A 26,462-nucleotide genomic window follows, 5' to 3' on the forward strand; every position below is an offset into this window, starting at 1 on the left:
GATAAGATTTTTGTAAGGTGAACTTTTGTAATGAAGATTAAAATGCGAGGTCAGGATGTGAAGGTTTCTTATGGAGACAAAGAAGCACTCCACGGTATTACACTTGATATTCCTGAACATCAAGTAACAGCTTTGATTGGTCCATCAGGATGCGGAAAGTCGACTTTTTTGCGTTGTTTTAACCGTATGAATGATACGATTGAAGGCGCTAAAACAACCGGTCTTATTACCTTAGATGGGGAGAATATTTATGACCAGAGGATTGATGTTGTAGAATTGCGCGCTCGTGTTGGAATGGTTTTTCAAAAGCCCAGTCCTTTTCCAAAATCCATATTTGAGAATGTTGCGTATGGTCCACGCATTCATGGTTTAGTTAAAACGCGCTCTGAATTGCATGATGTAGTTGAAAAGAGTTTGAGGCAGGCAGGTTTGTTTGAAGAAGTAAAAGATCGTCTTCATGATCTTGGAACAAGTTTGTCAGGGGGACAACAACAGCGTTTGTGTATTGCACGTGCTATTGCGGTTAGTCCTGAAGTTATTTTGATGGATGAGCCCTGTTCAGCTCTTGATCCCATTGCGACGGCACGGATTGAAGAGCTTATCGATGCGTTACGGCAAAATTATACAATTGTTATTGTAACGCATTCCATGCAACAGGCCGCACGTGTTTCTCAATATACGGCTATGTTTCATTTAGGGCATTTGGTAGAAGTTGGTGCGACTGAAATGATCTTTACCTCACCAAAAGAGCAACGGACGCAAGATTATATTACGGGGCGTTTTGGATAGGTGAATTGAGGAGTGTAAGATATGTCTATGAACCATACTGTCCGTTCTTATGATGCAGAACTAAAATATTTAAAAGCAAGGATTACAGAAATGGGGAGCCATGCAGAAAGAATGATTGAACGTTCTGTAGCATCGGTTGTGTGTAGTGATCTTCAACTTGCAACGACAGTGATTGCCGATGATGTGTTTTTAGATGAAGCAGAACGTGACATTGATGAAAAAGCGGTTGCTATTATTTGCAAACGCCAACCGATGGCTGTCGATTTGCGTGAAATTATTGGAGCCATTCGTATTTCTTCTGATCTTGAGCGGATTGGGGATATGGCCAAAAACATTGCTAAAAGGACTGTTGCACTTTCAGAAATACGTCAATCTGCTTCTGTTTATCATGGGCTTGAAACAATTACAGCTTTAGCACTCAATCAATTAAAAGAAGTCTTAAATGCTTATACGAGTCGCCTATTAGAGCGTGTTGACGCGGTGCGTGAGCGTGATGAGAAGATTGATGCTTTGTATACTTCTCTTTTTCGTGAACTTTTGACATATATGATGGAAGATATGCGTAATATTACGGTTTGTACGCACTTACTGTTTTGTTTAAAGAATATTGAACGGATTGGTGACCATGTTACTAATATTGCTGAGATGCTGCATTATATCATAACGGGTTACCATATGTCCTCTGATCGTCCTCGCGATGACCTTACTTATAAAGTTGGGGTAGGTGAGAAGAAAATAGATTAAGATTTTTCTTATATGTATAAAATCAGTTTGTAGATATATGAGTATTTTCTTACAGAGAAGCTATAGAAAGAATAAGATAACTATCTTATGGAAAAGCATAAAGAGGCAACAAAGAGTTTTTTCAGAGAAGCATAGCAGATTGCTAACTCTTGGTTTGACATATTTGTATATTGGATGATATCATCACTCGTATTGTGGCAGGAGGGGAGTTTTCTAGGGGAATTTCCTTTCAGATCATTTTGTTAAAATTTTTATATTAAAAGGGGATATCTGTATTATTTTTTTAATATCGATGCAAAGAGTTTTGGTATCCAAATTTTTTGTATGTAGGAGAAGTGGATAGTGTTACTTCATTGTAATTGGAACGTGTGGGCTATTATGGCCTATATTGGACCATGAAGGATAACAATATTGATCTGTAAATTAAGAGTTTTTTATTTTTTATTTTGCATAGATACTTTTTGATTACCTCTTGTATTAAAATTTTACTGAGTGGTAACAGTTAGCTATGTACTTTATTGAGAGATACATTTAAAGCTCATTTCAAGACTTGAATAGCTCAGAGATTATAGGAATGTGTTGCATAAGATGAAAAAAAATCGTTGGAATGTATTTGTTACCTGTTGTGTAGCGCCGTTAGTTGTTGTGGGGTGTGCTTCAAATCATTTAGAGACTGGAAAAATAAATAATAATAAGACAAAAACAGTTACGTATCCATTGACAGAGCGTCAATGTCTTATGCGAGCGATGTATTTTGAATCAAATCGCACAAGCCGTGAAGGAATGATTGCCGTTGGAACGGTTGTTATGAATCGTGTTAATTCGACCGCCTATCCTAAGACGATTTGTGGTGTTGTTGGTCAATATAGGCAGTTTGCTCCTGGTGTTTTAACGCGTCCTATGACGGAGAAAGCATCTGTTGCTCGTGTAAGAGAGGCGGCTGATGCTGTTTTACGGGGTGAGCGAGATAAGAAAGTTAGACACGCTAAGTTTTTTCATACCGCTGGTTTGTCTTTTCCGTATAAAAACATGCATTATGTTCAGGTTGCAGGGGGAAATGCTTTTTATGAAAAACGATCACGTGATGGGGAACTTCAAGTTCCTACAAATAATCGCCCTTATGATGTTGCTTATGCTTTTGCTCAAGAACGTTCTGGTCATGCGCCAAGCTTTATAGATGAAGGCTTAGAAAGTGGGGGAGTAAAGGTAGAAAAAAGAGCATCTCCTTCGATAGAAATAGCACAGTCCAAGACGGCACATCTTGCATCTTTTGCTTTGGTACAGCTTGATAAAGTTCCTATTCCTGCCTATGCACCTCAACATCTAGCTAGGAAAGAGGAAAATAAAACGATTATGACTTTGCCTTCATCAGATCAGTTAAATGCAATTGTTGCAATGTTAGAAAAACGACATAGAAACTGGTAAGTTTTTCACGACAAAAGAAGGGTTATATACCCATTGCGGTTTATGAATTAAGTGAACCTTTTAGCGATAATGACACGCATAAATATACGTAGAGAAAATGAACTCGAAGGATCTAAAAAAATTTATAAGATGACGACATAAAGAACGCATTTTATTTAAAGAAGGGTATTGCTAATGTACTTTGATATTCATGAGACAATTTCGCCTGAAATGCTTAATCGTCTTGCAGAAATTACAGTAAAAGTGGGGTTGAATTTACAAGAGGGGCAGGATCTTGTTTTGACCGCTCCAGTTTCAGCATTACCTTTTGTTCGGCGTATTGCGTATCATGCTTATAAGGTTGGTGCTGGTGTCATTATACCAATTTTTAGTGATGATATGTTATCGCTTACACGTTTTGAAAATGCTCATACAGCTAGTTTTGATTGTGCCCCTTCTTGGCTTTATGAGGGAATGGCGAAGGCTTTTGAAAAGGGGGCAGCGCGGTTAGCAATTGTTGGTGATAATCCTTTGCTCCTTTCCAATCAAGATTTCGATAAGGTTGCGCGTTTGAATAAGGCGACTTCACTAGCTTACCAGCCTGCTCTCAAAAAAATATCGAATTTTTCTATAAATTGGTCAATTGTTGCTTATCCAACAGCAGGATGGGCTGAGGCAATGTTTCCTTCTTTACCACTGAATGAGGCGATTAAAAAATTAGCCGATGCAATTTTTTCTGCTTCACGTGTTACAGAAGAAGATCCGGTACATGCGTGGGTTGTCCATAACGAGAATTTAAAGAAACGGTCATCTTGGCTTAATGAGCAGCGTTTTTCTGCTTTACACTTTACAGGGCCAGGGACTGATTTAACTGTTGGTTTGGCAGATGATCATGAATGGCATGGTGGTGCATCTGTTGCTCAAAATGGTGTTATTTGCAATCCGAATATTCCGACAGAAGAAGTTTTCACGACTCCTCATGCTCATAAGGTTGAAGGTTTTGTTCGCTCAACAAAGCCACTTTCCTATCAAGGAACACTGATTGATAATATTGAAGTACGTTTTGAAGCAGGGCGTATTGTTGAATCCCGTGCATCAACGGGGCAGGAAGTTTTGCAGCAGGTTTTGCAAAGTGATGAGGGCGCAAGCCGATTGGGCGAAGTTGCTCTTGTTCCTCATTCTTCACCAATTTCTAAGAGTGACCTCCTTTTTTATAATACCTTATTTGATGAAAATGCTGCATGTCATATTGCTTTAGGACAGTGTTATTCCAAATGCTTTTTAGATGGGGCATCATTGACATCAGAAGAGATTGCAGCGCGTGGTGGTAATAAAAGTGTCATTCATATTGATTGGATGATTGGTTCTGGCGAAATTGATATCGATGGCATTACCCAAGATGGTGTAAGAGTTCCTGTATTTCGTAAAGGTGAGTGGGCTTAATCCTGCTATGTCCTCAAATATTGTCATTTGAGGTAGGGTGGGGTGTAAGCCTCATTGATACGTTAAGTATTTTAGAGTGCCAGGTGAATATTCAAGGCAGGGTTTGGTCATAAAGCCTTTAGTTAAGTGACTCACATGAGTAGGAAGCTAAGTGAAATCCACTCATCAAGAATTTGAGTCGTTTATAGAGCAGATGTAGAGGAAACCTTTGTTCTTTGAGGAGGGAAAAGAAGCCAATTTATTGGTGATACAATTGAAAAGTGTATAATTATTAAAGAAGAGAGATGCCTGAACTTCCTGAAGTAGAGACAGTTCGTCGTGGACTTGAGTCTGTTGTAACTGATGCAAAGATAGTATCTGTCAGACTTAATCGTAGAGATTTGCGCTTTCCTTTTCCTGAGGCTTTTTCTGAGCGCCTTATTGGCAGAACAATTATAGAACTTGGTCGGCGTGCAAAATATTTATTATTCCATCTTTCTCAGAATGAAACGATTTTAAGCCATTTAGGAATGTCTGGTTCATGGCGTATAGAGAATGATCTTTTAAGAACGACAAGTAAATTGGTTAAACATGATCATTTTGTCATGGATATTCAAACAAGGAATGGTGAAGTTTATCATCTTATTTATAATGATGTGCGTCGCTTTGGATTTATGCTTTTAGTCAATACGGACAAGCTTTATGAACATCCACTTTTAAATAAGCTAGGGCTTGAACCTATGAGTAATTCGTTTTCTGGTCGTTATTTACAAAAGGCTTTTGTTAATAAAAAAATGTCTCTCAAGAGCGTTTTACTTGATCAGTCTATTGTTGCAGGTCTTGGGAATATTTATGTTTGTGAAGCACTTTGGCGGAGTCGTTTGTCTCCACAACGTGGTGCATTTACATTGGCATCAAAAACGGCACGTGCATGTGAATTTGCAGATTCTTTAGCAAAAAATATACGCAATGTGATTTCTGAAGCCATTTTGTCTGGTGGCTCTTCTTTACGTGATTATATGCATATAGATGGTTCACTTGGTTATTTCCAACATGCTTTTTCAGTTTATGGACGAGAAGGCAAGCAATGTTTGGAATGTGGAACGCCTATAGTGCGTATTTTACAGGCTGGACGTTCAAGTTTTTACTGCTCACAATGCCAAAAATGAATAAGGTGTCTTGCAAAATCTTACAAGAGGCTTAAAGTCGTCGTATCTATAGTATAATTACACAAGGCTTGAGAGGTTTTTTTTATGCTGAATAAAGTACTAACACATCTTGATGGAAATATAGAAAAGAGCCTTGAACGCCTTTTTTCTCTTTTACGTTTTCAATCGATTTCTACAGACTCGGCTTACAAGGATGCATGTCGTAAAGCAGCTGATTGGTTAGTAGAGGATTTAAAAAGCATCGGTTTTGAGGCTTCACGCCGTGATACACCGGGTCATCCAATGGTTGTTGGGCATCATCCAGGACCTTCGGATGATTGTTTGCATGTTTTGTTTTACGGACATTATGATGTTCAACCTGTTGATCCTTTGAGTTTATGGGAGGATGATCCATTTACACCTTCTTTAAAAGAGAGAGATGGAGAGAAAGTTATTTGTGCTCGTGGAGCTTCGGATGACAAAGGTCAGTTGATGACTTTTATTGAAGCATGTCGTGCATTTAAGAAAGAAACAGGGCATCTTCCTGTTAAAGTTACTATTTTATGTGAAGGTGAGGAAGAATGTGCTTCTCCTTCCCTTATTCCTTTTTTAAAAGAAAATAAAGATGAACTTAAGGCAGATTATGCATTGGTTTGTGACACGTCAATGTGGGATGCGGATACACCATCTATTGCTCTTTCTCTTCGGGGAATTATGGCAGAAGAGATAATTATTACAGCAGCGAATCGTGATTTGCATTCTGGTTATTTTGGAGGAGTAGCAGTTAATCCCATTCGTATTCTAACGAAAATCTTAGCAGGACTTCACGATGAAAATAATAGGGTAACACTTCCTAGTTTTTATGATGGCGTAGAAGAAACACCTCCACAGATTTTGCAGTTATGGAATGAACTTAATTGTACTGCTGAAAATTTTCTTGGTCCTATAGGGCTTTCCATTCCTGCTGGTGAAAAAGGGCGGAGCATTTTAGAGCTTGTATGGGCACGTCCTACCATGGAAATTAATGGTATTAGTGGCGGCTATGAAGGGGAAGGGATGAAAACGGTTATTGCTTCTCAAGCGAGTGCAAAAGTATCGTGTCGTTTGGTGCATAAGCAAGATCCAGAGAAAATACGCCAAGCGTTGCGTGATTATGTACGTAGCTCAATTCCGGCTGATTGTAAGGTTGAATTTAAGAATCACGGTTCTTCTCCTGCACTTCAGATTTCTGATGATTCATCTTTTATCAAGGAGGCGAAGGATGCCTTATCACAAGAGTGGGAAGTGCCTGCTGTTTTGACAGCTATGGGGGGCTCGATCCCAATTGTAGCAGATTTTCGGTCAATTCTTGGTATGGAAACTCTTTTGGTTGGTTTTGGACTGGCTGATGACCGTATTCATTCGCCTAATGAAAAGTATAATTTAAAATCGTTTCATAAGGGGCAGCGGTCTTGGGCGCGTATTCTTGCTGCTTTCGCAAATAGGAGGGTAAATGGCTGAGATTCGCGTTCATCAAGGTGATTTACCAAACTTAGATAATTATAAAACTGACGCCATTGCGATTGATACTGAAACTTTAGGGTTACAACCCCATCGTGATCGTTTATGTGTTGTTCAGCTTTCTTCTGGAGATGGTACTGCCGATATTATACAAATTGCTAAAGGACAAAAGAGTGCACCTAATTTGGTCAAGCTTCTTGGAGATAACGCAGTCATCAAAATATTCCATTTTGGGCGTTTTGATCTTGCGATTTTAGCGCATACATTTGGTGTTATGCCAGAGGCTATTTTTTGTACAAAGATTGCTTCGAAACTCACGCGTACTTATACGGATCGTCATGGCTTGAAAGAAATTTGTAATGAATTGCTGAATGTGAATATTTCTAAACAGCAACAATCTTCGGATTGGGCGGCAGAAACGTTATCACAGGCACAAATTGAATATGCTGCGTCGGATGTGTTATATTTGCATCGTTTAAAGGTTATATTTGAAGAACGTTTAAGACGTGAAGAGCGAGAAAATGTTGCCAAGGCATGCTTTCAATTTTTGCCTATGAGAGCTAGGCTTGATCTTTTAGGATGGGCGGAAGTTGATATTTTTGCGCATAGCTAACTTTAAAATTGGCTTTTAATGGAGTTAATTATTGATGTGAGAGGATGAAATGCTTGTACATTATGGGCATTTTATCCTCTCATCTTTTCTGATAAGAGTTATAATAAATTCTTAAGTGCTATTTCATTTGAAGTTTAGGTAATCAAAGTACTTTTGCGAATTCATATTTTTTACTTTTGTAACAGCTTTTATTTGAAAAAAGCAATTTTGAGGAGAGTTTTGAAACATATGGTAGGTTCGAAGACCTAAATCTCTGAAACCAGTACACAGCCTAATTGGGAAAAAATATGAAGGCGTAAATATAAAAACCAAATCTTATCTTTACCATCATTTTTAATTCTGCTTTACGACTTTCAAAAGTATCTAAAGCAATGTCTGTTAAATAATAGAGATTACGCATTGCCTCACGCTTTTGTTTCTCACGTTTTTAATGGATTTACGTTCTTCATGTAAAACAGAACGCCCTAAACGGAATATATTTGTGTTGCTAATTCATGTGCTTTTTTTAAAATAAACCGGCACCCAAGCTCATTTCACGGCGGCGCTTATGAGTGGTATAACGATAAAGCCCCAAAATATGATATAAAATTCGTTGAGCACTCCCATCTTTACGCTTATGGAGTAACAAGCCGCTACCATCTTTACGCTTATGGAGTAACAAGCCGCTACCATCACACAATTTGCCAACTCCCAATGTTGTGTAGCTCTTGGCACTTGGGATGGTTTATAAGAGGCATTTTTAGTCTTTTTTATTTTTGTCTACACAGCTCTCCCCACTTGTAACATGCAATCAAATGGTTTTGATGGATTCAACATGAAAAAGATTTGGATGAGAGAATCTTACGGTATTCAGGGTTTTTACTCAATATGAATAACGCTAAACTATCATTATAAATCAATATATTATATGATTAATGTATACAGATAACTACGATTGCACTGAACAATGCAAAGAGCAACTCCTAGAAAAGTGTGCTAGAAACAAGTCAGCAAGAGCGCTTTTTACTAAGTCAAAACGTTGCAATAGCTTTTGCATTTAAATAGATTCGTAAGAATCCCCCTGTTTTCAAGAGTTTTATCTCTATACAAACTTCATTTATGATGTGGAAGCGAATAAATTTGCTTAATGTATAATGAACAAGTTTGGAATGAGAGAATATTCTGATATTCTAGGGGCTCATTTTGTGTGAGGAAATGTACATTATATTTATAAATCAATTGTTTATGTGAGGCTCGTATAGTTTATTATTTTCAGACGATACTTCGTGCCTTTAATTTATTACTCAATAAGTGATTTCTATGTTGGTAGAGCAGGGCAATTTGCTTTTATTTTAAAATCAAAAGGGCTCCAAAGCTTTATTTGTAAGGATTTTCACTTTTTATCTATAAACATATTATTTTTCTCTAGAAATTTGCAATGAAGGCACTAGGTAAAATCCATTATGGATATTTAATGAGGTTAATTTATGAACATAAAATATTTTATTACAGCTTTTGCTACTTTTGCTTCAATCTCTATCGCTCAGGGTGCGAGTTTTTTAGCGTCTCAAAACCTTATACAGAGAGCATCTTCGGCTGTTCCTCCAATAGGTCTTTTTTCTGGTGAACAGCTTCGCAAGGTATTATCTGAAGTTTTTCAAATAGAACTTTCTTGCACAAATAACAGTGAATACATAACAGCAGTTAAGTTAGTACCTGTGTCACATTCTGGTAAAAAAAGAGGATATAATCCTAAAAAAGGACTAGGGAAAAGAGGACGACCAAACCTATTTACACGAAGTCCAATGAGTTTTTAAAAAGTGAGAAAACAACATTGAGAGCTGTAACGTATGCTCGAAAAATGAAGAAAAGAGATATTATCACCTGAAAACAGGAGGGGAGCTATTTTTTTAAATGGTGTTATAATTGTATACGGTGAGAATGAAGAGTACTGTTCGGAAAAGATACGAGCAGGGAGATTTTAGTGAACGAATAGTACTGTATAATAGCAACCAGTCGTTACAAAATTCATGGGTTTAGATGAATATAGCCTAGAGATTTCGGGTTATTTTGTTATGCCGATCGTCATTTTAAGTGTGGTTATATAAGGCATGTAAAACGCCTTGATAAGTGCTTTTAGAGTATGGGGTGGGATTAGTGAAGGACTTGTCTATAGGGAATCTTTGGTTAAGTGAATTACATGAATGGGAAGCTAAATGAAACCCACTCGACAAAAATCTGGACTATTTGCAGACAGGGTCTGATAGGACGCTTCATCCAAATCGAGAAGAAAGCCAAGTATTTATTTTAATGTTAAACTTTTGATCTTGGTGTGTTTCAAGGAATAAAACGCCATTGAGTTGCATACTTACGTGAGCTTGTTTTAAAGAAACATTTCTCAATGCTCACAAGCCTATTTCGCGACGCCATTTATGAAAGGTATAATGGTAAATCCATTGAGTACTACCGCCTTTACGCTTATGAAGGTGAAAAGCCAGCATTCATCACACACTTTGCTAGTTCTCAATATTGTGACAGCCTTTGGTATGTGAGACGATTCATAAGGAGGCGTTTTTAATCCTTTCTTGTACAGTTTTTATCGACACGGCTTTTCTTGCTTGTAATGTGCAAGCGAATGATTTTGATTGATTGCGATATGCAACCAGTTTGGAATGAGAGAATCTTACGATATGTGACTACAGAATTTTATAAAATATTCTTTATTTGTCTATGATTCAAAATATCAGATATTTGCTCTACCAAATTAATGACTTTCAAAGCAAAGTTTGGTGTGAACACTTTAAGAAAGATCTCTCATCTTTTTTGCTTTAGGGAGAGTTTTAATATAGATGTCAGCATTTATCATACCAGTTTCTTGTCTTTAGGCATTTTTTTCAATTTAGTCTTGTAATGGAGTATGAAATGATAGCCTAGAAATAAGGCTGAAGCTCTGAAAAAGACTTTACTATAAGGTTGAAAGAAGAAAAAAATGGTAAATATTTAAAAACAATAAATGCCTAAAGTAAAAATAAAGAGCAGGCAAGTTGCATGTGATCTTGTTTCAATCCATGGATTATTGGAAGTCTTATTTTGTGCGATACAAGTTTATGTTTGAAATAAGCATCCTTTTTATGAAAAAAACGAATACATAGTTTTCATATTTGGTTATGCGAAGGATGAAGGTAAAAACGTTATTTGTATAAATTTAAATAGAACGGTTGCATTTGACAGTTCTTGCTATTGAAAACATTCATAAGTGACATTTTTAGTTTTTTAACGGTTTCACATACTTGCTCGTTTGTAATGTATAGAGGGATGATTTTTGTTGCTTGAATATACAATGGTTTAAGATGAGAGCATTTGAATTTAATATAAAAGGATAATTTTTCATTAGACAAGAGCACATGCTTTCCACGGTGATAACGCAGATATTTTTGAAAAATTTATAAAGAAGAGCAAATGTGACAAGAGACAATCATTTGTACATTGGCATAGTTCAATTCTCATTTATTACAGATCAAGCAATCAAAGGTGATTTGATTGGCTTTTTGTTTTTTTTATGAGTGTATCATTTTTGCTACAGATATCTGAAGTTTGGGCTCTATATGAAACGATGTGTTCAAATAAATATTCAGCTATGGAGAGAAAATATGAATATGAAATGGTTAATAACAGCTTCTGCTTTCGCTTTTGTTTCAGCTTCAGCAGCACAAGCAGCAGATGTTATTGTTCCCCCAAGTCCAACACCTGTTGCTCCCGTTATTGTTGCTCCAACTTTTTCTTGGACAGGTTTTTATGTTGGAGGCCAGATTGGTGGTTTTTCGGGTAAAACGAAAATGGATATTCTCAGTAACGGAAAAAAGATTCCAGCGCCTGATGACCTTTTGCCTAAACTATCTGGTTTCATGGGTGGTCTTTACGCAGGTTCCAACGTTGATCTCGGCAATGGCCTTATTTTAGGTGTTGATACAGATATCGTGTGGTCTAATAAAGATGACACGAAGACAGGAAACACATATGTTATTCTTCCAAATCACATAAATTATATTAAGAAGATATTAACAGAATCTGGAATTAGTATTGGTAAAGATGCGCTTGAAGCTGGTGCTAAACGGACCCACAGTTTCACTTTTAAAGAAAAGTGGGCTGGTGCGACACGTGTACGTATTGGTTTTGCAGCTGAACGCATTATGCCTTATGTTGCTGGTGGTATCGCCTATACACAGCTTCAAGATACTGCATCGATTTCAATAACAGGCAAAGATTCAGATAAAGTAATAGCTTCTGGTATCTTGTCTGATGAAACAAAGACCCTTGTTGGTTACACTCTGGGTGCTGGTGTTGATTTAGCTATGACCAATAACGTTATTGTCCGTGCGGAATATCGTTACTCTGATTTTGGTAAAAAGAAATTCTCAAATGATAAATATGAGACATCTTACAAAACCAATGATTTCCGAGTTGGTGTTGCTTACAAATTTTAATAGATGATAAGTTAAACAACAGAGGCGCTGTCGAAGGCAGCACCTCTGTTATTCTCTGTTGCTATATTATCACACAATACATAATTTATTGTGGATGTGGAGAAATATTATTCATATTTTCTTAAAAAAATCATAGACAATAAACAATAATTACATTTAAAAATCAATAAGTTATTTATATATATTTTTTAAGTTTCTCGTACAAAATCGAGCTATGAATTGGTTTTGTCTGGGATGTGCCCTCCATTTTCTGTGACTGTATCATTTTTACTACAGCTTTTCTTTCTGTAATCTTGTAGCACTGTGCTCATAAATAAATTAGGAGCAAAGTTTATGAATATAAAATCTTTAGTAACAACTTCTGTTATCGCTATAGCGGCAGCTTCTGCAGCACAAGCTGCTGATGTTATCATCCCTCGTGAAACAGCCCCAGCAGTCATCTCAGCCCCTTCATTTTCTTGGACAGGCTTTTATATCGGTGGTCAGATTGGTGGTTTTTCAAGTAAAATTGACTTAAAAGATAAAGATAAAGAGACTTCAGTTTTTAAAGACTTATCACCTAAACTTTCAGGTATGATTGGTGGTTTTTATGCAGGATCTAACTTTGATCTTGGAAACGGCATTATATTAGGTGTTGAAACAGATATGATCTGGTCTGGCAAAAAGGATGTGCGAGTAGCTTCTGAAACTGTAACTCCTCCAGCTGGTGGAACTGTAACTCCTCCAGCTGGTGGAACTGTAACTCCTCCAGCTGGTGGAACTGAAACTCCTCAAGGTGGTGGAACTGAAACTCCTCAAGGTGGTGGAACTGAAACTCCTCAAGGTGGTGGAACTGTAAAGAGTTTAAGTATTAGAAGTGCAGGTGCACAAGAAGCTGTGGATGTATCAGAAGCTGTTGGTTTTAAACAGAAATGGGCTGGTGCTACGCGAGTACGTATTGGTTTTGCTGCTGCTGACCGCATTATGCCTTATGTTGCTGGAGGTGTTGCCTATACACAGCTAGAGGCTGCTCATGGAGAAGTGAAGGTAGGTGATAAAACTTTTGTTTCAGGTTCATCTGCTGAAACAGCAACAATGGTTGGTTTCACTATTGGTGGCGGTCTTGATTTTGCTGTGACTGATAATGTCCTGTTGCGTGCAGAATACCGTTACTCGGACTATGGTAAAAAGAAATTTTTTGCAAAAGAAAAAGAATATAATTTCAGAACCAATGATTTCCGTGTTGGCGTTGCATACAAATTCTAATTTTGTAAAAAACGAAATAAACTTCCAAGAGGCTCTGTCTTTGACAGAGCCTCTATTATTTTCTGTTGTTATATTATTACTCACTCCATATTTATTGGAGATATAAAAATATTTTCATAAACGACAGACAAGAATTACATTCAAAATCGATAAGTTAACTTACGAATTCTCGTACGGAGTGAAGTTAATAACGTTGTAAAGTCATGCAGCGATTTTGTTTTGAGTGCATCCTCCATTTTCTATAACTGTATTATTTTTTACTACAGCTTTTCTTTCTGTAATCTTGTAGCATTATCCTCTAAATAAATGAGGCGCAAAGTTTACGAATATAAAATCTTTAGTAACAACTTTTTGTTATCGCTATGGCAGCAGCTTTTACGACATAAGCTGCAGACATTATTCTTCTTCGTGAAACAATCCCAGCAGTTATCACAGCTCTTTCGTTTTCTTGGATAAATTTTTATCTTGGTGGTCAAGTTAGCAACTTTTTAAGTCAAAATTGATGTATTTGATTTAGAGACAAAAGAAAAAACTTCAGATAAAGATGGACTACCTAAACCTTCAGGTTTCATGGGTGGTATTTATGTAGGTTCCAATTAGGTTCTAATGTAGATCTTGGAAATGTCCTCATTCTAGGTGTTGAAACCGATGCAGTCTGGGCAGACCGAGGAGAGACGAAGACGGTCTCAAAGATTCTTGCGATTGACGAATTTAATGATTTTAATGATGAATTTGAAGATGCTGGTGTTGCATTGCTGGTGTTACATTGGATGAAAATAAAAAGTTTCAAAAAGGTGACACAGCAGTGTATCGTATTGGTTTCAAAGAAAAATAGTCTGGTGCAACACGGGTTTGTGTTGGTTTTTCCGTCGCTGACCGCATTATGCCTTATGTTGCCAATGGTATTGCCTATGCGCAAATACAAGGTGTCGATAAAGTTTCAGAAACAAAAAAGTCGGCAAATGGTAAGTCAAGTAAAGAAGTTGCTGCTACGGTATTTGATAAATCAAAAACGTTGGTGGGTTTTACCCTTGGTGGTGGTATAGATTTCACGATGACAGATCATATTCTTCTTCGTGCGGAATATCGCTACTCAGACTTTGGTAAGAAGGAATTTAAAAAAGATTACCTTAAACTAGGCTACAAAACAATGACTTTTATGTAGGTGTCGCTTACAAGGTCTAATTTCATCAAAAGCGCAATTATGAATACAAAGTATTAATAAAAAATTAAATTTTAAAGAGATCTTGACTTTTATAAAACCGCTGTTTTCTAGGCTTTTATTTGTATGACTGTGACATTTTTACTACAGCTTTTCTATCTATAATCTTGTAAGGTCATCTTATAGTTAATTTAGGAGCAAAATTATGAATACAAAATCTTTAATAGCAACTTCTGCTGCTGCTTTAATTTCAGCTTCTGCAGCACAGGCTGCTGATGTGATGATCCCTCATGAAGTCGCACCAGCAGTTATCGCAGCAGCCCCTTCGTTTTCTTGGACGGGTTTTTATCTTGGTGGTCAAGTTGGCAACTTTTCGAGTAAAACTAAAGTAACTATTCCAGGAGCGGATAAAGAACTTTTCAAAAAAGATAACACACCTAGTCCTTCTGGTTTCATGGGTGGTATTTATGCCGGATCTAACGTAGACCTCGGAAATGGTCTCATTCTCGGGGTTGAAACCGATGCAGTTTGGGCAGGCCGTGAAGAATCAAAAAAAGCCCGTGAATTGACTCTTACTGAAAAAGATGCAGAAAATTTTAATGCTGCCCTTGAAAAAGCTAAGGTTGAACTAAAAGATCAGCAGCAGTTTGCAGAAGGTGACAAGGTAACAGAAACGCACAGTTACAAAGAAAAATGGTCTGGTGCGACACGCGTCCGTATCGGTTTTGCTGCTGTTGACCGTATTATGCCTTATGTTGCTGGTGGTATTGCCTATGCGCAGGTACAGGGCATTCAATCCGTTGCAGGAAAAGGAGAGAGAGCTAAAGTTGAGCAGAAAGCTGACGGGGATGAAAAAGTGCCAGACGCAGAGGCTAAGCAAGCCATAGATTTGACTGGTGGTACTTGGGCTGATGACACGAAGACAATGCTTGGTTTCACTATTGGTGGTGGAGTTGACTTTGCAATGACAGACAACGTTCTTTTACGTGCAGAATACCGTTACTCCGATTTTGGTAAAAAGAAGTTCGCAAACGATACACGTGAATTCAATTACAAAACCAATGACTTCCGTGTAGGTGTCGCTTACAAATTCTAATTTCGTAAAAATGAAATTAGAAGCATAAAAAATACTAAGGCCTCGTTTAACGGGGCCTTTATTTTATTAGCTCTCTATTCTATATCTCTTAATCCCTTCTATTTTTATTTGTATCATTTTGTGCTATAAGACTTTAAAGAAAAAAGTTTTATATTATAGAGGGCGAATTGGTGGTATATATGGATTTTATAGCTACTGATTACATAAAATCTTATATCATGGCTATCATTTTACGCCTAAGTGAAAAGTATTCAATTAATCTCAGAAATAGGAAAAGATCATAACCAGTGATTAAATTTATTCTGTATATACCAGATTAGAGTGAGCGTATTACATATATCTGTTGGAGTAAGCTTTGGGAAATACAGTCTCATTGGGGAAGCATATGAAGTAACAAAGAGAAAAACTAGTTTTCAACTTTATCCTCTTCTTTTAATTTAGCTTTACGTTTTTGTTTATTGCATTCTTTTTATGGGATCACACTCCTCATGCAAAACAGAACGCCCCAAACGGAATACACTTGTTGTTGTGTATTCACACATTTGTTTTAAAGAAATATTTTTCAAAGTACATCAAGCCCACTTCATGTCAGTATCCGTGAGTGATATAAGACGGTAAAACCTCCCAATGAAATAATATAAAATCTATAGGCCACCACTATCGTTACACGCTTAATAAAAAGAGCAAGCTAGCATCATCATACAACTTTGCCAGCCACCAATGTTGGTGGACAGACCTTGGCTGTTAAAAGCGTTCATAAGAGGCATTTAAAATTCTTTTAATGTTTTTTGTCCACAGACTGTTTCCGCTATCGAGAGACATGGTTTTGATTAATACAACATAGAACAGGTTTTTAATGATAAAATCCTACAGTATTAGTTTTTTCATTCAACATAAAAACAATAAATTATCCTTATAAATTAAACCGATGTGTCATGATGAAGATATTTACGCAAAGAATCTAAAAGTTTTTTTGCGAGTGTTTGAATAAGTCTTTTGTTTCTCTTAATTTTAGATACAAAATACTATCGCTAAAGCACCAAAAGTAGATCATGTTGATAAATAGATGAAACTTTGATGGCGCTTGGTTTTAAAAAAAAGGCAATATTTGATTTCACTGTTTTCGTTGGCATTGATTTTGCAATGACAGATGATAGTTTATTGCATGCAGAATACTGTTATTCAAATTTCGGTAAAAAGAAATTTATAAAGAATATTATCATTAACAGTTATGCGAAAATTTAATGAAAATGAATCCAACTTTAAGACACATAATTCTGGTGTGATTTAGTTTACAAATTCTCATTGAATGCAAAATTGAAAGTTTAAGAAGCCTTATTTTCAAAAAATTTTTATTTTTTTGTGAGTGTGTCATTTTTGCTACAGATCTTTCAAAAAAGATGCTCTATATACATTTCATTTTGGATATTTGGAGAGATTTTATGAATACAAAACGTTTAATAACAGCATCTATTTTTTCTTTAATTTCAGCGTCTACAGCGCTAGCTGCTGATGTTATGATTCCTCATCAACCAGCACCATCGACATCTTCTACCATTGTTGCGCCTACTTTTTCATGGACAGGTCTTTATTTAGGTGTCCAAGCTGGTGGTTTTTCGAGCAAATCTGACATAGCTCTTGTTGATCAAGAAAAGAATTTGCCACTAGATAAAGAGATCTCTCCTAAACTTTCGGGTTTTGTAGGTGGTTTTTATGCAGGTTCTAATATTGATCTCGGTGATAACTTTATTTTTGGTGTCGATACGGATTTAATGATATCTGGTAAAAAACACACAAAGACAATTACCATAGGTGCGGCTGATAACACTACAATAGAAAATGCAGTCGTAAGATCCCGCAGATCCGCAAAGCCACAAACGCCTCCAGCCCCACCAGCAGTACCAGGAACACAAGCACAAAAAAACGTTTCAGAAACACCTGCTAGTGCAGGAGCTACAGCAGTAGGGACTCCAGTAGCAGGATCCACGTCAAAAACATCTGCTGCAACGCAATCCGGTTCATCACCAGATAGACCAGTAAATGCAGTTCAATCATCACAAGCAGGAGCGGTACAATCAAATCAAGCAGCAGCAACTGGAAAGTCTAGCAGTCCTAATACAATAGCAGGAAAAACAGTGACGAAGGTACAAAGTCCAGAAGTTTCGACTTCACTGTCAAACGCACCATCTGTATTGCCAGTAGCACAATCAGACTCCTCCAAACAGGTGTTGAGGACAGAGCAATCTTCACGGACATCATTGGCAAGAACAGATGTAGGGCGGACATCGGTAAATGAATTGCAGTCGCCTGCACCTAAATCGGCATCTTCCAGCACAGGAGTGGGAATTTCAGAGCGGTCAGGATCACTCTCATTGGCAAGATCAGCTTCGGGAGACCAATCATCAGGAGTAGGGTTAAATGGAACACGTGAGTCTGCACCAGTAAAATCTGCCGTAACCGTATCAGCATCACAACCATCATCATCAGAAAGAACAGTACCGAGCGGAGGGACACCTGTACTCGCGAGATCAGGTTCAACCTCTGAGTCAGCAAAAGCTTCCAATGGAACAAGCGGAGCCCAACACGGAGGTCATCATGGCGCCCATGGTAGTGGAAATAATGCTAATCCGCATGGTGCTTCTCATGGAGGTGGGCATGGCTCTGGCGCTCATGCGCATGGTACTAATTCACATGCTTCTCGTTCTCATGGTGGACAGAATGTGGCTGGACATGGTGCACAAAGTACACAAGTGGTGGATAAGAACAATTCCAGTGCATATGGTATAGAACAAATGAAAAAGCTGGCTTCTGAACTTGGTCTTGATCAAGAGGATGAAGTTGAAACTTTAAGTCATACTTTCAAACAAAATTGGGGTGGTGCTACACGGGTACGTATTGGTTTTGCTGCTGATCGCTTTATGCCTTATCTTGCTGGTGGTATTGCTTATGGGCAGTTCCAAGACACTGTATCAATATCCGTTAAGGATGAGGATGGAAGAGTCGTTTCTTCTAAGAACTTAGCTGATGAAACAAAAACCATGATTGGTTACACACTTGGTGGTGGCGTTGATTTCTCGCTTCTGGATAATGTGATTGTACGTGCAGAATATCGTTACTCTGATTTTGGTAAAAAGAAATTTGCAAAGGAAAAACTTGAAGTTAACTACAAAACCAATGATTTCCGCGTTGGTGTAGCTTATAAATTCTAATTTTTTAAAGAGTAAATTTCTAAGAGGCTCCACTATTAGTGGAGCCTTTATTTTTTAAAAGATCACTTTTTGGTTTCTTTTCTTGTGAATTTCATGATAAAGCCCATAGAGTGTGATGATATATTTTCCTGATCGCTGCTTAATACGAATGATAAGCTCGGCTTTCCCTATAGATAAAAACCAGAGTTGCAGGGTTCAGGGAAGTTATGCAAAAATGAAATCGTAAAAGTGGACAGGAATATTTCACAATGACTGTGAAAAATGAAACAATAGATTATTCAAAAACTCTTTATCTCCCACAGACAAATTTTCCTATGCGTGCAGGGCTTCCGCAAAAAGAGCTTGAATTGATGGCGCGTTGGGAAAATATGGGGCTTTATGCGCAATTGCGCCAACAAGCAAAAGATCGTCCATTTTATATTCTTCATGATGGTCCACCTTATGCAAATGGACATATTCATATTGGGCATGCTTTAAACAAAGTTTTAAAGGATGTGGTTGTCCGTTCATTCCAAATGCGCGGTTTTAATGCAAATTATGTACCTGGTTGGGATTGCCATGGGCTTCCAATTGAATGGAAAATTGAAGAAAAATATCGAGCACAAGGAAAAAATAAGGATGAGGTACCGCTTAACGAGTTTCGTCAAGAATGCCGTGAATTTGCACAGCATTGGGTAACCGTTCAAAGTGAAGAATTTAAACGCCTTGGTGTCATGGGAGATTTTAACACGCCTTATACTACAATGGCTTTCCATGCAGAAGCACGCATTGCCAGTGAATTGATAAAATTTGCTATGTCAGATCAGATCTATCGTGGTTCCAAGCCGGTGATGTGGTCTGTTGTAGAGCGTACGGCTTTGGCAGAGGCTGAGATTGAATATCATGATCATGAATCAGAGGTGCTTTGGGTTAAGTTTCCTGTTTTTGAAGCAAATTCTGATGATTTATATGGTGCTTATGTCGTCATTTGGACAACAACGCCGTGGACAATTCCAAGCAATCGTGCAGTGAGTTATTCTTCACAGATTTCTTATGGTATTTACGAAGTTGAAAGTGCTGAAAATGATTTTGGTCCTCAAGTGGGAGAAAAGCTTCTCTTTGCAGACGCTTTAGCAATGATTTGTGCAGAAAAAGCCAAACTTGTTTTGAAGCGTTTGCGTGTTATTTCTGCTGAAGAATTGAAAGCTCTTGTTCTTTCTCATCCACTCAAAGGTTTGGCTGGGGGGTATAACTTTAAAATTCCATTGCTTGATGGTTCGCACGTAACAGAGAGTGCTGGTACAGGTTTTGTCCATACAGCACCAAGCCATGGGCGTGAGGACTTTGAAATTTGGAATGATTATAAGTCCTTACTGGAGCAAACGGGGATTGATACGTCTATACCGTTTCCTGTTGATGATGCAGGGTTCTATACGAAAGATGTTCCAGGTTTAGGACCAGATCGTGAAGGAGGACCTGCGCGTGTTATTGATGATAATGGAAAAATGGGTGATGCCAATAAAGAGGTCATTAACGCTTTAATTAAAGCAGATCGATTGTTTGCACGGGGGCGTTTAAAGCATTCCTATCCCCATAGTTGGCGTTCAAAAAAACCCGTTATTTTTCGCAATACACCACAATGGTTTATTTCAATGGATAAAGATTTTGGGGATGGTTCAACTTTACGTAGTCGGGCTTTGGAAGCTGTTTCAAAAACGCGTTTTGTGCCGTCTTCTGGTCAAAACCGCCTAGCTTCTATGATAGAAGATCGTCCTGATTGGGTTCTTTCTCGTCAGCGTTCTTGGGGTGTTCCTATTTGTATTTTTGCGAATGAGGATGGTGTTATTCTAAAAGATGAAGGTGTGAACGAGCGTATTTTACGGGCTTTTGAAGCAGAAGGGGCAGATGCATGGTTTGCTGAAGGAGCACGTGAACGTTTTTTAGGTGAGCGTGCACATGAGCCTTGGGTACAGGTTTATGATATTTTGGATGTTTGGTTTGATTCTGGAGCAAGCCATAGCTTTGTGTTGGAAGATAGGGCGGATTTGAAATGGCCTGCTGATGTTTATTTTGAAGGTTCAGATCAACATCGCGGATGGTTCCAATCTTCTCTTTTGGAAAGCTGTGGTACGCGTGCTTGCTCTCCCTATAAGGCAGTGATCACACACGGTTTTACTTTGGATGAGAATGGTAAGAAAATGTCTAAATCTTTAGGCAATACGGTTGTTCCGCAAGAGATCATTAAAACATCTGGAGCTGATATTTTTCGTCTCTGGGTTATGACAACTGATTATTGGGAAGATCAGCGTTTAGGCAAAAAAATTCTTCAAACAAATGTGGATTCGTATCGTAAACTACGCAATGCAATTCGTTGGATGCTTGGAACTTTAGCATATGATGATGGAGAAGAAATATCTTATGGCGCACTGCCGGATCTTGAAAAATTTATATTGCATAGGCTTTTTGAACTTGATCAGTTGATTAATCGCGCTTACGATGAATTTGATTTTAAAAAGATTATGCGTGCATTATTGGATTTTTCAATCATTGAGTTATCGGCATTTTATTTTGATATCCGCAAGGATTCTCTTTATTGTGATGCGCCTTCATCAAAAAAACGCAAGGCCTCCTTGCAGGTTGTCCGTGAGATTTTTGAGCGTATGGTAACATGGCTTGCTCCAATGTTACCTTTTACTATGGAGGAAGCTTGGTTAGAGCGTTACCCAGAAAGCCAATCGGTGCATTTGGAACAATTTCGCTCTGTACCAGAAGAATGGCAAAACCAATCTTTGTCTGAGCGTTGGAAAAAAATTCGGCAGGTCCGTAAAGTTGTCACAGGTGCTTTAGAGCTTGAGCGCGTTGATAAGCGTATTGGATCCTCGTTAGAAGCCGCTCCTATTGTTTTTATTTCCAATCCGGCTTTACGGGAAGCATTAGAAAATGTGGATATGGCGGAGATCTGTATTACCAGTGCACTCACAATTACGCAGGATACAATACCTTCTGATGCTTTTACTTTGAGTGATGTTGAAGGTGTTGGTGTATATCCAGAGAAGGCATTAGGAAAAAAATGTGCTCGATCATGGCGTTATACACAAGATGTTGGGAGTGATCCTGCCTATCCGGATGTATCTGCTCGTGATGCAGCTGCTTTGCGGGAATTGCAGATTCTTGGCAAGATTTAAAATTTTAGATTAAAGGAAAGAAATGCAAGTAAATTTCTCATATTGATGAATATAGTTTTTTGTGGTACGAGAAAAATTCCGTTGTTTTATCTGCAGGGGGGAAATTTGTGTATGGACCGTTCTCTCATAAATAACGGGAATATTAATCAGCCATACACCTAGGGAATGGAATAGGCAGTGAGAAAACGTGAAATAAAAATATTTCCAATAGGAATTTTAGGGATGTGCTTTGTTTTGACGGGATGCAATTTATCCGCTCCTACCTATGGTACCGATAAACCAGTTTCGATACAGTTTTTTGAAGATGTTGCTAATATTACTTCATTAACACCAACAAATAACAGCAGCCAGATTGTTATGAAACCTCATCCAAAACTTGTAATACCAAGCCCTAGTTCGCGCGGATTTTTGCCGGTGCCGCAACAAGATAGATCTGTCAATGAAATGGCAGCATCGAAGAAGCATCAAGGAAATACTCCTTTTCCTCACAAAGGATCGTCAGTTAATGGTGCTGGTTCAGAAAATCCTTCACAGTTGAATGCAAAGCAACGACAGGAATATTTACGTCGTCAGAGAGCACAAGTTGGAAGTTCAAAATACCGTCGCTACCTCACTGAACCACCTTTAAGTTATCGCCAACCGGCGAAAACTGCACCTATTGGTCGATAGGGAAAAGACAAAATATTTAAAGTAAAGTATTTTTCCAATTACTTATGATACCAAGCTTTTATTCACTCACAGTTATAATGCTGCTGTAGGAGGGGCGTTATTCTCATGAAATAGCAATATGACAACAGCATCGAGAGAGTCATTATGCGTTTCCTAACACGAAGAATTTCTCAAGCTCATTTTACAACATCGCTTATGTGGATAGTATAACGTAAAATCTATTGAGCTTCACCATCTTTATGCTTAGGAAGGAGAAATCTGATACCATCATTTTATTTTCCAGACTCCAATGTTGCGACAATTCTTGCATTTGAGAGCCTTCATAAGAGACATTTTTAATCTTTTCTAAAACGTTCTTTATCTAGACGATAATCCCGCTTATGATATGCAAGAAAGTGATTTTTATTGCTTCAATGTAATTTGAAATGAGAGTATATCTACGATATGTTGGACTTTATATTTTATTATATAAAATAATGAATTATTCTTATGAATGAATGTATCATCTAGTAGAAGCAATATGCAGGATTAAAAGAGAGAAAAAATGCTTTGAAGTAGCTTTTGCTATATATATCAGAAGTATTAATAGTCTTGTTTGAGAAATAGGATAGTTTTTAAAGAGTGAAAGTTATGGAAGAAGAATTTTTTTTAGTATCGCTTTTGTACAAAAAAATCTTTAAGTAATTGAGCAGCTTCTTTTTCTTTAAAACCAGAATAAATGTCAGGTTTGTGATGACAGGTTGGTTGCTGATAAAAACGTGGACCATTTTCTATAGCACCCCCTTTGGGATCATTTGTTGCATAATAGAGACGTCGTATGCGTGCAAATGAAATGGCAGCAGCACACATAGCACAAGGCTCAAGTGTTACATAAAGATCGCAATCAGGAAGCCTTTCGCTTTGCAATGTTTTGCAAGCCATACGGATTGCGCGCATTTCTGCGTGTCCTGTAGGGTCATATGCAGATTTTATAAAGTTACCAGCGCGTGCAATGATAGCTTTTCCACGTGTAATGACAGCACCTACGGGAACTTCATCTTTTTTTGCAGCCCCTTGCGCTTCTAAAAGGGCTATTTCCATGGGCGTCAAAGTCATAATATTCTTTCTACTGAAGGTATAGAAAATCTAAAGGTTATCTCGATAAGGAATGCTATGGAATGAATAATTTATTACGCTTTTATAATGAAAGGAATACCTCTATTTTAAAAGAGTTTAAAACAAACTTGCAAGTCGACAGATACATTATTGTCGTTAAAGGATAGAAAATGATAAATGATTATGCTACTTCCTTTTTCAGGATAAGCGGTATGGTGCATGTGAATAATTTTCTGAACATACTGGCAAAGATTGGTTTGAAACGCAAATGAATGAAAATAATGAGAGTGAACGAATTGCTAAAAGGTTAGCGCGTGCTGGTATTGCTTCGCGTCGAGATGCAGAAATGATGATTGTTGCAGGTCGTATTTCTGTGAATGGTACAGTCGTGACAACGCCTGCTTTTAATGTTAGCCGCTCTGATGTTATTAAAGTTGATGGCAAACCTTTACCTCCTATAGAACGAACGCGTTTATGGCTTTACCATAAGCCAGCAGGCCTTGTCACCACGAACCGTGATCCTGAAGGCAGACCTACAGTATTTAGTAACTTACCAAAAGGAATGCCGCGTGTTCTTTCTGTTGGAAGGCTTGACATTAACACGGAAGGTCTTTTGCTTTTAACCAATGATGGTGGCTTAGCGCGTGTATTAGAGCTTCCTGTAACAGGATGGGTCCGCAAATATCGCGTCCGTGCTCATGGAAGAGTAAAACAGAGTGCGCTGGATAACCTTAAAAATGGTATTGCGATTAATGGTATTTTTTATGGTTCGATTGAAGCATCAATTGAACGTGAACAAGGGTCGAATGTATGGCTTTCTGTCGCTTTGCGTGAAGGAAAAAATCGTGAAATAAAGAATGTTTTAGGGGCATTGGGATTATCAGTTAATCGATTAATCCGTGTATCCTATGGTCCATTTCATCTCTCTGATTTAGAAGAAGGAGCCGTGCAAGAGTTAAAAGGGCGGATGTTACGAGATCAGTTGGGGGAGCGTTTGATTATGCAAGCCAATGCAGATTTTGATGCTCCTATTCTGAAACCCTTTTCAAATTCTGCAGTTGTTGCAGAAAAGCAAAGCCAGAAAGATCTTTCTGTTGCAAATGATGGTTGGGTTTTCTCAAGTGAAAGGGCGATACGGCGCCGACCAAGAGATGGTTCTGTTGAACATAGTCGCGCGCAATTAAGTACAAAGTCTCATGAGAATGTAAAGAAGGAGAAAAGTGAGGAAGGAAAAGCAGAGCGTTTTCTACCGCGTTCTCGCCGTGCTAATGTTTGGATGGCTCCTGGTGCGCGTCCCCAGAGTACACGTAGAAAGCCTTCCTATAGTGAGGAGAAATCGCATGATCATAAGAGCGGTTTGGATGGTAAAAAATCCTTTCATCGAGGCAAGGAAAAACTAAAAGAAAGTCCGTCACACAAAGAGAAGAGGGGAAGTTTTGTTCAAAAACGTGGCAAAACATCTTATGACGAGACGCATCCCTTTGGTAAGAAAGATCGCTTTTTCAAGGATAAAGAGAACATGATAAAAAGTGGACATGAGGAGCATTCTTTTGACAGAAAGAAAAAGGTAAAATCGTTTGGTGGTGCTATGAAAAAATCTAAACCACATAGGGATGGTGCAAAAACTTCGAAGCGATTTGGAGGCTCACTTGCGGATCATAGGCGGTAAATTTGCTGGTCGTGTTTTGTTTTCGCCTGTTAATCAGTCGATTCGCCCAACGAGTGATCGTACACGTGAAAGCCTTTTTAATATTCTTTCTAGCCGTGAAGAACAATTTTGGACCAATAAACGTATTCTTGATCTTTTTGCTGGTACTGGTGCTTTAGGCATCGAAGCACTTTCACGTGGAGCAAAGGCGGCTGTTTTTGTTGAAAACTCGGTTGAGGGGCGGGCGTTGCTTCAAAAAAATATAGAAGCCTTTGAATTACAGTCGATAGGACGGATTTTGCGTCGCGATGCGACCAAACTTGGCAATATTGGCACTATGCTTCCATTTGATGTTATCTGCGCTGATCCTCCCTATAGCCGTTGTTTAGGGGAACGTGCTTTCGTAGAAGCTTTGCGAGGGGGGTGGGCAAAAGCTGATACACTTTTCATACTTGAAGAAAAGAAAGATACAATGATTCATTTACCTGACGTCTTTTATCTAGATGATGAGCGTTTTTATGGTGAGACAGCAATCCGTCTCTATAAATTACGATCGCTTACATCTTGAGAAAGTTCTTGTTTTTATCCGGTAGGATGAAAAAATGCTTCTTTACAGTTTTCTTCATTTTATATGGTTTTTAAAAGGTTAAGCAGAAAGTAAATAAAAGATTTTGATGTTAAAGAAATTGATGAATTTTTATTTCATTATGTTTTTTGTCTCAATCTCTTATTTTTTTTGAAGTTTTTTATAGCCTCAAGAGCGAGTTTTTACAATATACGCCCTTTAATATAGAGGGGCCATCTGTTCTTTTGTCTAGCCAAAAATTGCTTTGAGGTATAATGCTATTAGACCTAAATTAGCAGTATGTATTGCTGCTAATTTTTGTAAGTTATATGCTGATTTGTTAATTTCATCTACATTAAAAGTGTAACACATTGTCAAAGCTTTAGTGTATTATTAGCTTTACTACCGATGAATGTTTTTTCTCCAATAGGATATATATTTCACGACAACAGTTATGATACCTTTTTGTCTCATTTCTTTCGGCTGCACATTAATCATCAACATCTCATTAGCAGCTGAAAGCTTT

General features: G+C 37.9%; 19 protein-coding genes and 1 pseudogene. 18 read left to right on the forward strand and 2 right to left on the reverse strand.

Annotated elements, in window-relative coordinates:
• The first annotated feature begins 30 nt into the window (after positions 1–30).
• The 7 genes from pstB to ACFIKJ_RS03555 all read left to right on the forward strand — a co-directional run bounded on the left by pstB (position 31) and on the right by ACFIKJ_RS03555 (position 7,620).
• Positions 31–789, forward strand: coding sequence for a phosphate ABC transporter ATP-binding protein PstB (gene pstB, locus ACFIKJ_RS03525; RefSeq protein ID WP_375625677.1), 759 nt, complete (start codon positions 31–33; stop codon positions 787–789).
• Positions 790–810: 21 nt separating this feature from the next.
• Positions 811–1,533, forward strand: a complete 723-nt coding sequence (gene phoU / locus ACFIKJ_RS03530) for a phosphate signaling complex protein PhoU (RefSeq protein ID WP_012754655.1) — start codon at positions 811–813, stop codon at positions 1,531–1,533.
• A 588-nt stretch (positions 1,534–2,121) separates the two neighbouring features.
• Positions 2,122–2,958 (forward strand): cell wall hydrolase, encoded by an 837-nt coding sequence (locus tag ACFIKJ_RS03535; RefSeq protein ID WP_375670264.1) that lies wholly within the window; start codon positions 2,122–2,124, stop codon positions 2,956–2,958.
• A 174-nt stretch (positions 2,959–3,132) separates the two neighbouring features.
• The gene (locus tag ACFIKJ_RS03540; protein WP_375651809.1) at positions 3,133–4,380 is read left to right on the forward strand and encodes an aminopeptidase; all 1,248 of its coding nucleotides are present in this window, start codon (positions 3,133–3,135) and stop codon (positions 4,378–4,380) included.
• Between the two features lie 284 nt (positions 4,381–4,664).
• Positions 4,665–5,528: a bifunctional DNA-formamidopyrimidine glycosylase/DNA-(apurinic or apyrimidinic site) lyase gene (gene mutM, locus ACFIKJ_RS03545; protein WP_375626809.1), complete on the forward strand. Its 864-nt coding sequence runs from the start codon at positions 4,665–4,667 to the stop codon at positions 5,526–5,528.
• A gap of 84 nt (positions 5,529–5,612) precedes the next feature.
• Positions 5,613–7,007 carry a M20/M25/M40 family metallo-hydrolase gene (locus tag ACFIKJ_RS03550; protein WP_375626811.1) on the forward strand — a complete coding sequence of 465 codons (1,395 nt, stop codon included), beginning with the start codon at positions 5,613–5,615 and terminating at the stop codon, positions 7,005–7,007.
• The gene (locus tag ACFIKJ_RS03555) at positions 7,000–7,620 is read left to right on the forward strand and encodes a ribonuclease D (RefSeq protein WP_273787818.1); all 621 of its coding nucleotides are present in this window, start codon (positions 7,000–7,002) and stop codon (positions 7,618–7,620) included. The genes ACFIKJ_RS03550 and ACFIKJ_RS03555 overlap by 8 nt, the downstream gene beginning before the upstream one ends.
• A gap of 248 nt (positions 7,621–7,868) precedes the next feature.
• On the opposite strand, the pseudogene ACFIKJ_RS03560 reads toward ACFIKJ_RS03555, so the two are convergent.
• Positions 7,869–8,357, reverse strand: a pseudogene (locus tag ACFIKJ_RS03560) (hypothetical protein); the annotation flags it as partial.
• 729 nt (positions 8,358–9,086) lie between these two features.
• On the opposite strand from ACFIKJ_RS03560, the gene ACFIKJ_RS03565 reads away from it, so the two are divergent.
• From ACFIKJ_RS03565 to ACFIKJ_RS03605, 9 genes are all read left to right on the forward strand, one after another.
• On the forward strand, positions 9,087–9,416 hold the full coding sequence (locus tag ACFIKJ_RS03565) for a hypothetical protein (RefSeq protein ID WP_375626814.1): 330 nt from the start codon (positions 9,087–9,089) through the stop codon (positions 9,414–9,416).
• Between the two features lie 1,833 nt (positions 9,417–11,249).
• Complete coding sequence (locus ACFIKJ_RS03570; protein WP_375626816.1) at positions 11,250–12,083, forward strand: outer membrane protein; 834 nt, start codon at positions 11,250–11,252, stop codon at positions 12,081–12,083.
• Between the two features lie 333 nt (positions 12,084–12,416).
• Positions 12,417–13,328 carry a porin gene (locus ACFIKJ_RS03575; protein ID WP_375626818.1) on the forward strand — a complete coding sequence of 304 codons (912 nt, stop codon included), beginning with the start codon at positions 12,417–12,419 and terminating at the stop codon, positions 13,326–13,328.
• 883 nt (positions 13,329–14,211) lie between these two features.
• Positions 14,212–14,493 carry an outer membrane protein gene (locus tag ACFIKJ_RS03580; protein WP_375626820.1) on the forward strand — a complete coding sequence of 94 codons (282 nt, stop codon included), beginning with the start codon at positions 14,212–14,214 and terminating at the stop codon, positions 14,491–14,493.
• 202 nt (positions 14,494–14,695) lie between these two features.
• Complete coding sequence (locus ACFIKJ_RS03585; protein WP_375626822.1) at positions 14,696–15,586, forward strand: outer membrane protein; 891 nt, start codon at positions 14,696–14,698, stop codon at positions 15,584–15,586.
• Between the two features lie 1,077 nt (positions 15,587–16,663).
• Positions 16,664–16,831, forward strand: a complete 168-nt coding sequence (locus ACFIKJ_RS03590) for a hypothetical protein (RefSeq protein ID WP_375670265.1) — start codon at positions 16,664–16,666, stop codon at positions 16,829–16,831.
• A gap of 197 nt (positions 16,832–17,028) precedes the next feature.
• The gene (locus tag ACFIKJ_RS03595; protein ID WP_375653799.1) at positions 17,029–18,795 is read left to right on the forward strand and encodes a porin; all 1,767 of its coding nucleotides are present in this window, start codon (positions 17,029–17,031) and stop codon (positions 18,793–18,795) included.
• 248 nt (positions 18,796–19,043) lie between these two features.
• Positions 19,044–21,959 carry an isoleucine--tRNA ligase gene (gene ileS / locus ACFIKJ_RS03600; RefSeq protein ID WP_375626826.1) on the forward strand — a complete coding sequence of 972 codons (2,916 nt, stop codon included), beginning with the start codon at positions 19,044–19,046 and terminating at the stop codon, positions 21,957–21,959.
• Positions 21,960–22,136: 177 nt separating this feature from the next.
• Positions 22,137–22,628 (forward strand): hypothetical protein, encoded by a 492-nt coding sequence (locus tag ACFIKJ_RS03605; RefSeq protein WP_375625697.1) that lies wholly within the window; start codon positions 22,137–22,139, stop codon positions 22,626–22,628.
• 648 nt (positions 22,629–23,276) lie between these two features.
• Here ACFIKJ_RS03605 and ACFIKJ_RS03610 read toward each other — a convergent pair.
• Positions 23,277–23,723 carry a nucleoside deaminase gene (locus ACFIKJ_RS03610; protein ID WP_375625699.1) on the reverse strand — a complete coding sequence of 149 codons (447 nt, stop codon included), beginning with the start codon at positions 23,721–23,723 and terminating at the stop codon, positions 23,277–23,279.
• A 268-nt stretch (positions 23,724–23,991) separates the two neighbouring features.
• Between ACFIKJ_RS03610 and ACFIKJ_RS03615 the strand changes: the two genes are divergently transcribed.
• Both ACFIKJ_RS03615 and rsmD read left to right on the forward strand, forming a co-directional pair.
• Positions 23,992–25,392, forward strand: a complete 1,401-nt coding sequence (locus tag ACFIKJ_RS03615; RefSeq protein WP_375626829.1) for a pseudouridine synthase — start codon at positions 23,992–23,994, stop codon at positions 25,390–25,392.
• Entirely contained in the window at positions 25,373–25,939 is a 567-nt protein-coding gene (rsmD, locus tag ACFIKJ_RS03620; protein WP_375625702.1) for a 16S rRNA (guanine(966)-N(2))-methyltransferase RsmD, read from the forward strand. The genes ACFIKJ_RS03615 and rsmD overlap by 20 nt, the downstream gene beginning before the upstream one ends.
• Positions 25,940–26,462: the final 523 nt, after the last annotated feature.

The organism is Bartonella sp. PS7NMGDW, assembly GCF_042193585.1.
Lineage (GTDB): Bacteria > Pseudomonadota > Alphaproteobacteria > Rhizobiales > Rhizobiaceae > Bartonella > Bartonella grahamii.

Coding starts and splice junctions, on each gene's coding strand:
- pstB (WP_375625677.1), top strand. CDS start 31: ATGAAGATTAAAATGCGAGGTCAGGATGTGAAGGTTTCTTATGGAGAC.
- phoU (WP_012754655.1), top strand. CDS start 811: ATGTCTATGAACCATACTGTCCGTTCTTATGATGCAGAACTAAAATAT.
- ACFIKJ_RS03535 (WP_375670264.1), top strand. CDS start 2,122: ATGAAAAAAAATCGTTGGAATGTATTTGTTACCTGTTGTGTAGCGCCG.
- ACFIKJ_RS03540 (WP_375651809.1), top strand. CDS start 3,133: ATGTACTTTGATATTCATGAGACAATTTCGCCTGAAATGCTTAATCGT.
- mutM (WP_375626809.1), top strand. CDS start 4,665: ATGCCTGAACTTCCTGAAGTAGAGACAGTTCGTCGTGGACTTGAGTCT.
- ACFIKJ_RS03550 (WP_375626811.1), top strand. CDS start 5,613: ATGCTGAATAAAGTACTAACACATCTTGATGGAAATATAGAAAAGAGC.
- ACFIKJ_RS03555 (WP_273787818.1), top strand. CDS start 7,000: ATGGCTGAGATTCGCGTTCATCAAGGTGATTTACCAAACTTAGATAAT.
- ACFIKJ_RS03565 (WP_375626814.1), top strand. CDS start 9,087: ATGAACATAAAATATTTTATTACAGCTTTTGCTACTTTTGCTTCAATC.
- ACFIKJ_RS03570 (WP_375626816.1), top strand. CDS start 11,250: ATGAATATGAAATGGTTAATAACAGCTTCTGCTTTCGCTTTTGTTTCA.
- ACFIKJ_RS03575 (WP_375626818.1), top strand. CDS start 12,417: ATGAATATAAAATCTTTAGTAACAACTTCTGTTATCGCTATAGCGGCA.
- ACFIKJ_RS03580 (WP_375626820.1), top strand. CDS start 14,212: ATGCCTTATGTTGCCAATGGTATTGCCTATGCGCAAATACAAGGTGTC.
- ACFIKJ_RS03585 (WP_375626822.1), top strand. CDS start 14,696: ATGAATACAAAATCTTTAATAGCAACTTCTGCTGCTGCTTTAATTTCA.
- ACFIKJ_RS03590 (WP_375670265.1), top strand. CDS start 16,664: ATGGCGCTTGGTTTTAAAAAAAAGGCAATATTTGATTTCACTGTTTTC.
- ACFIKJ_RS03595 (WP_375653799.1), top strand. CDS start 17,029: ATGAATACAAAACGTTTAATAACAGCATCTATTTTTTCTTTAATTTCA.
- ileS (WP_375626826.1), top strand. CDS start 19,044: ATGACTGTGAAAAATGAAACAATAGATTATTCAAAAACTCTTTATCTC.
- ACFIKJ_RS03610 (WP_375625699.1), bottom strand. CDS start 23,723: ATGACTTTGACGCCCATGGAAATAGCCCTTTTAGAAGCGCAAGGGGCT.
- ACFIKJ_RS03615 (WP_375626829.1), top strand. CDS start 23,992: ATGAATGAAAATAATGAGAGTGAACGAATTGCTAAAAGGTTAGCGCGT.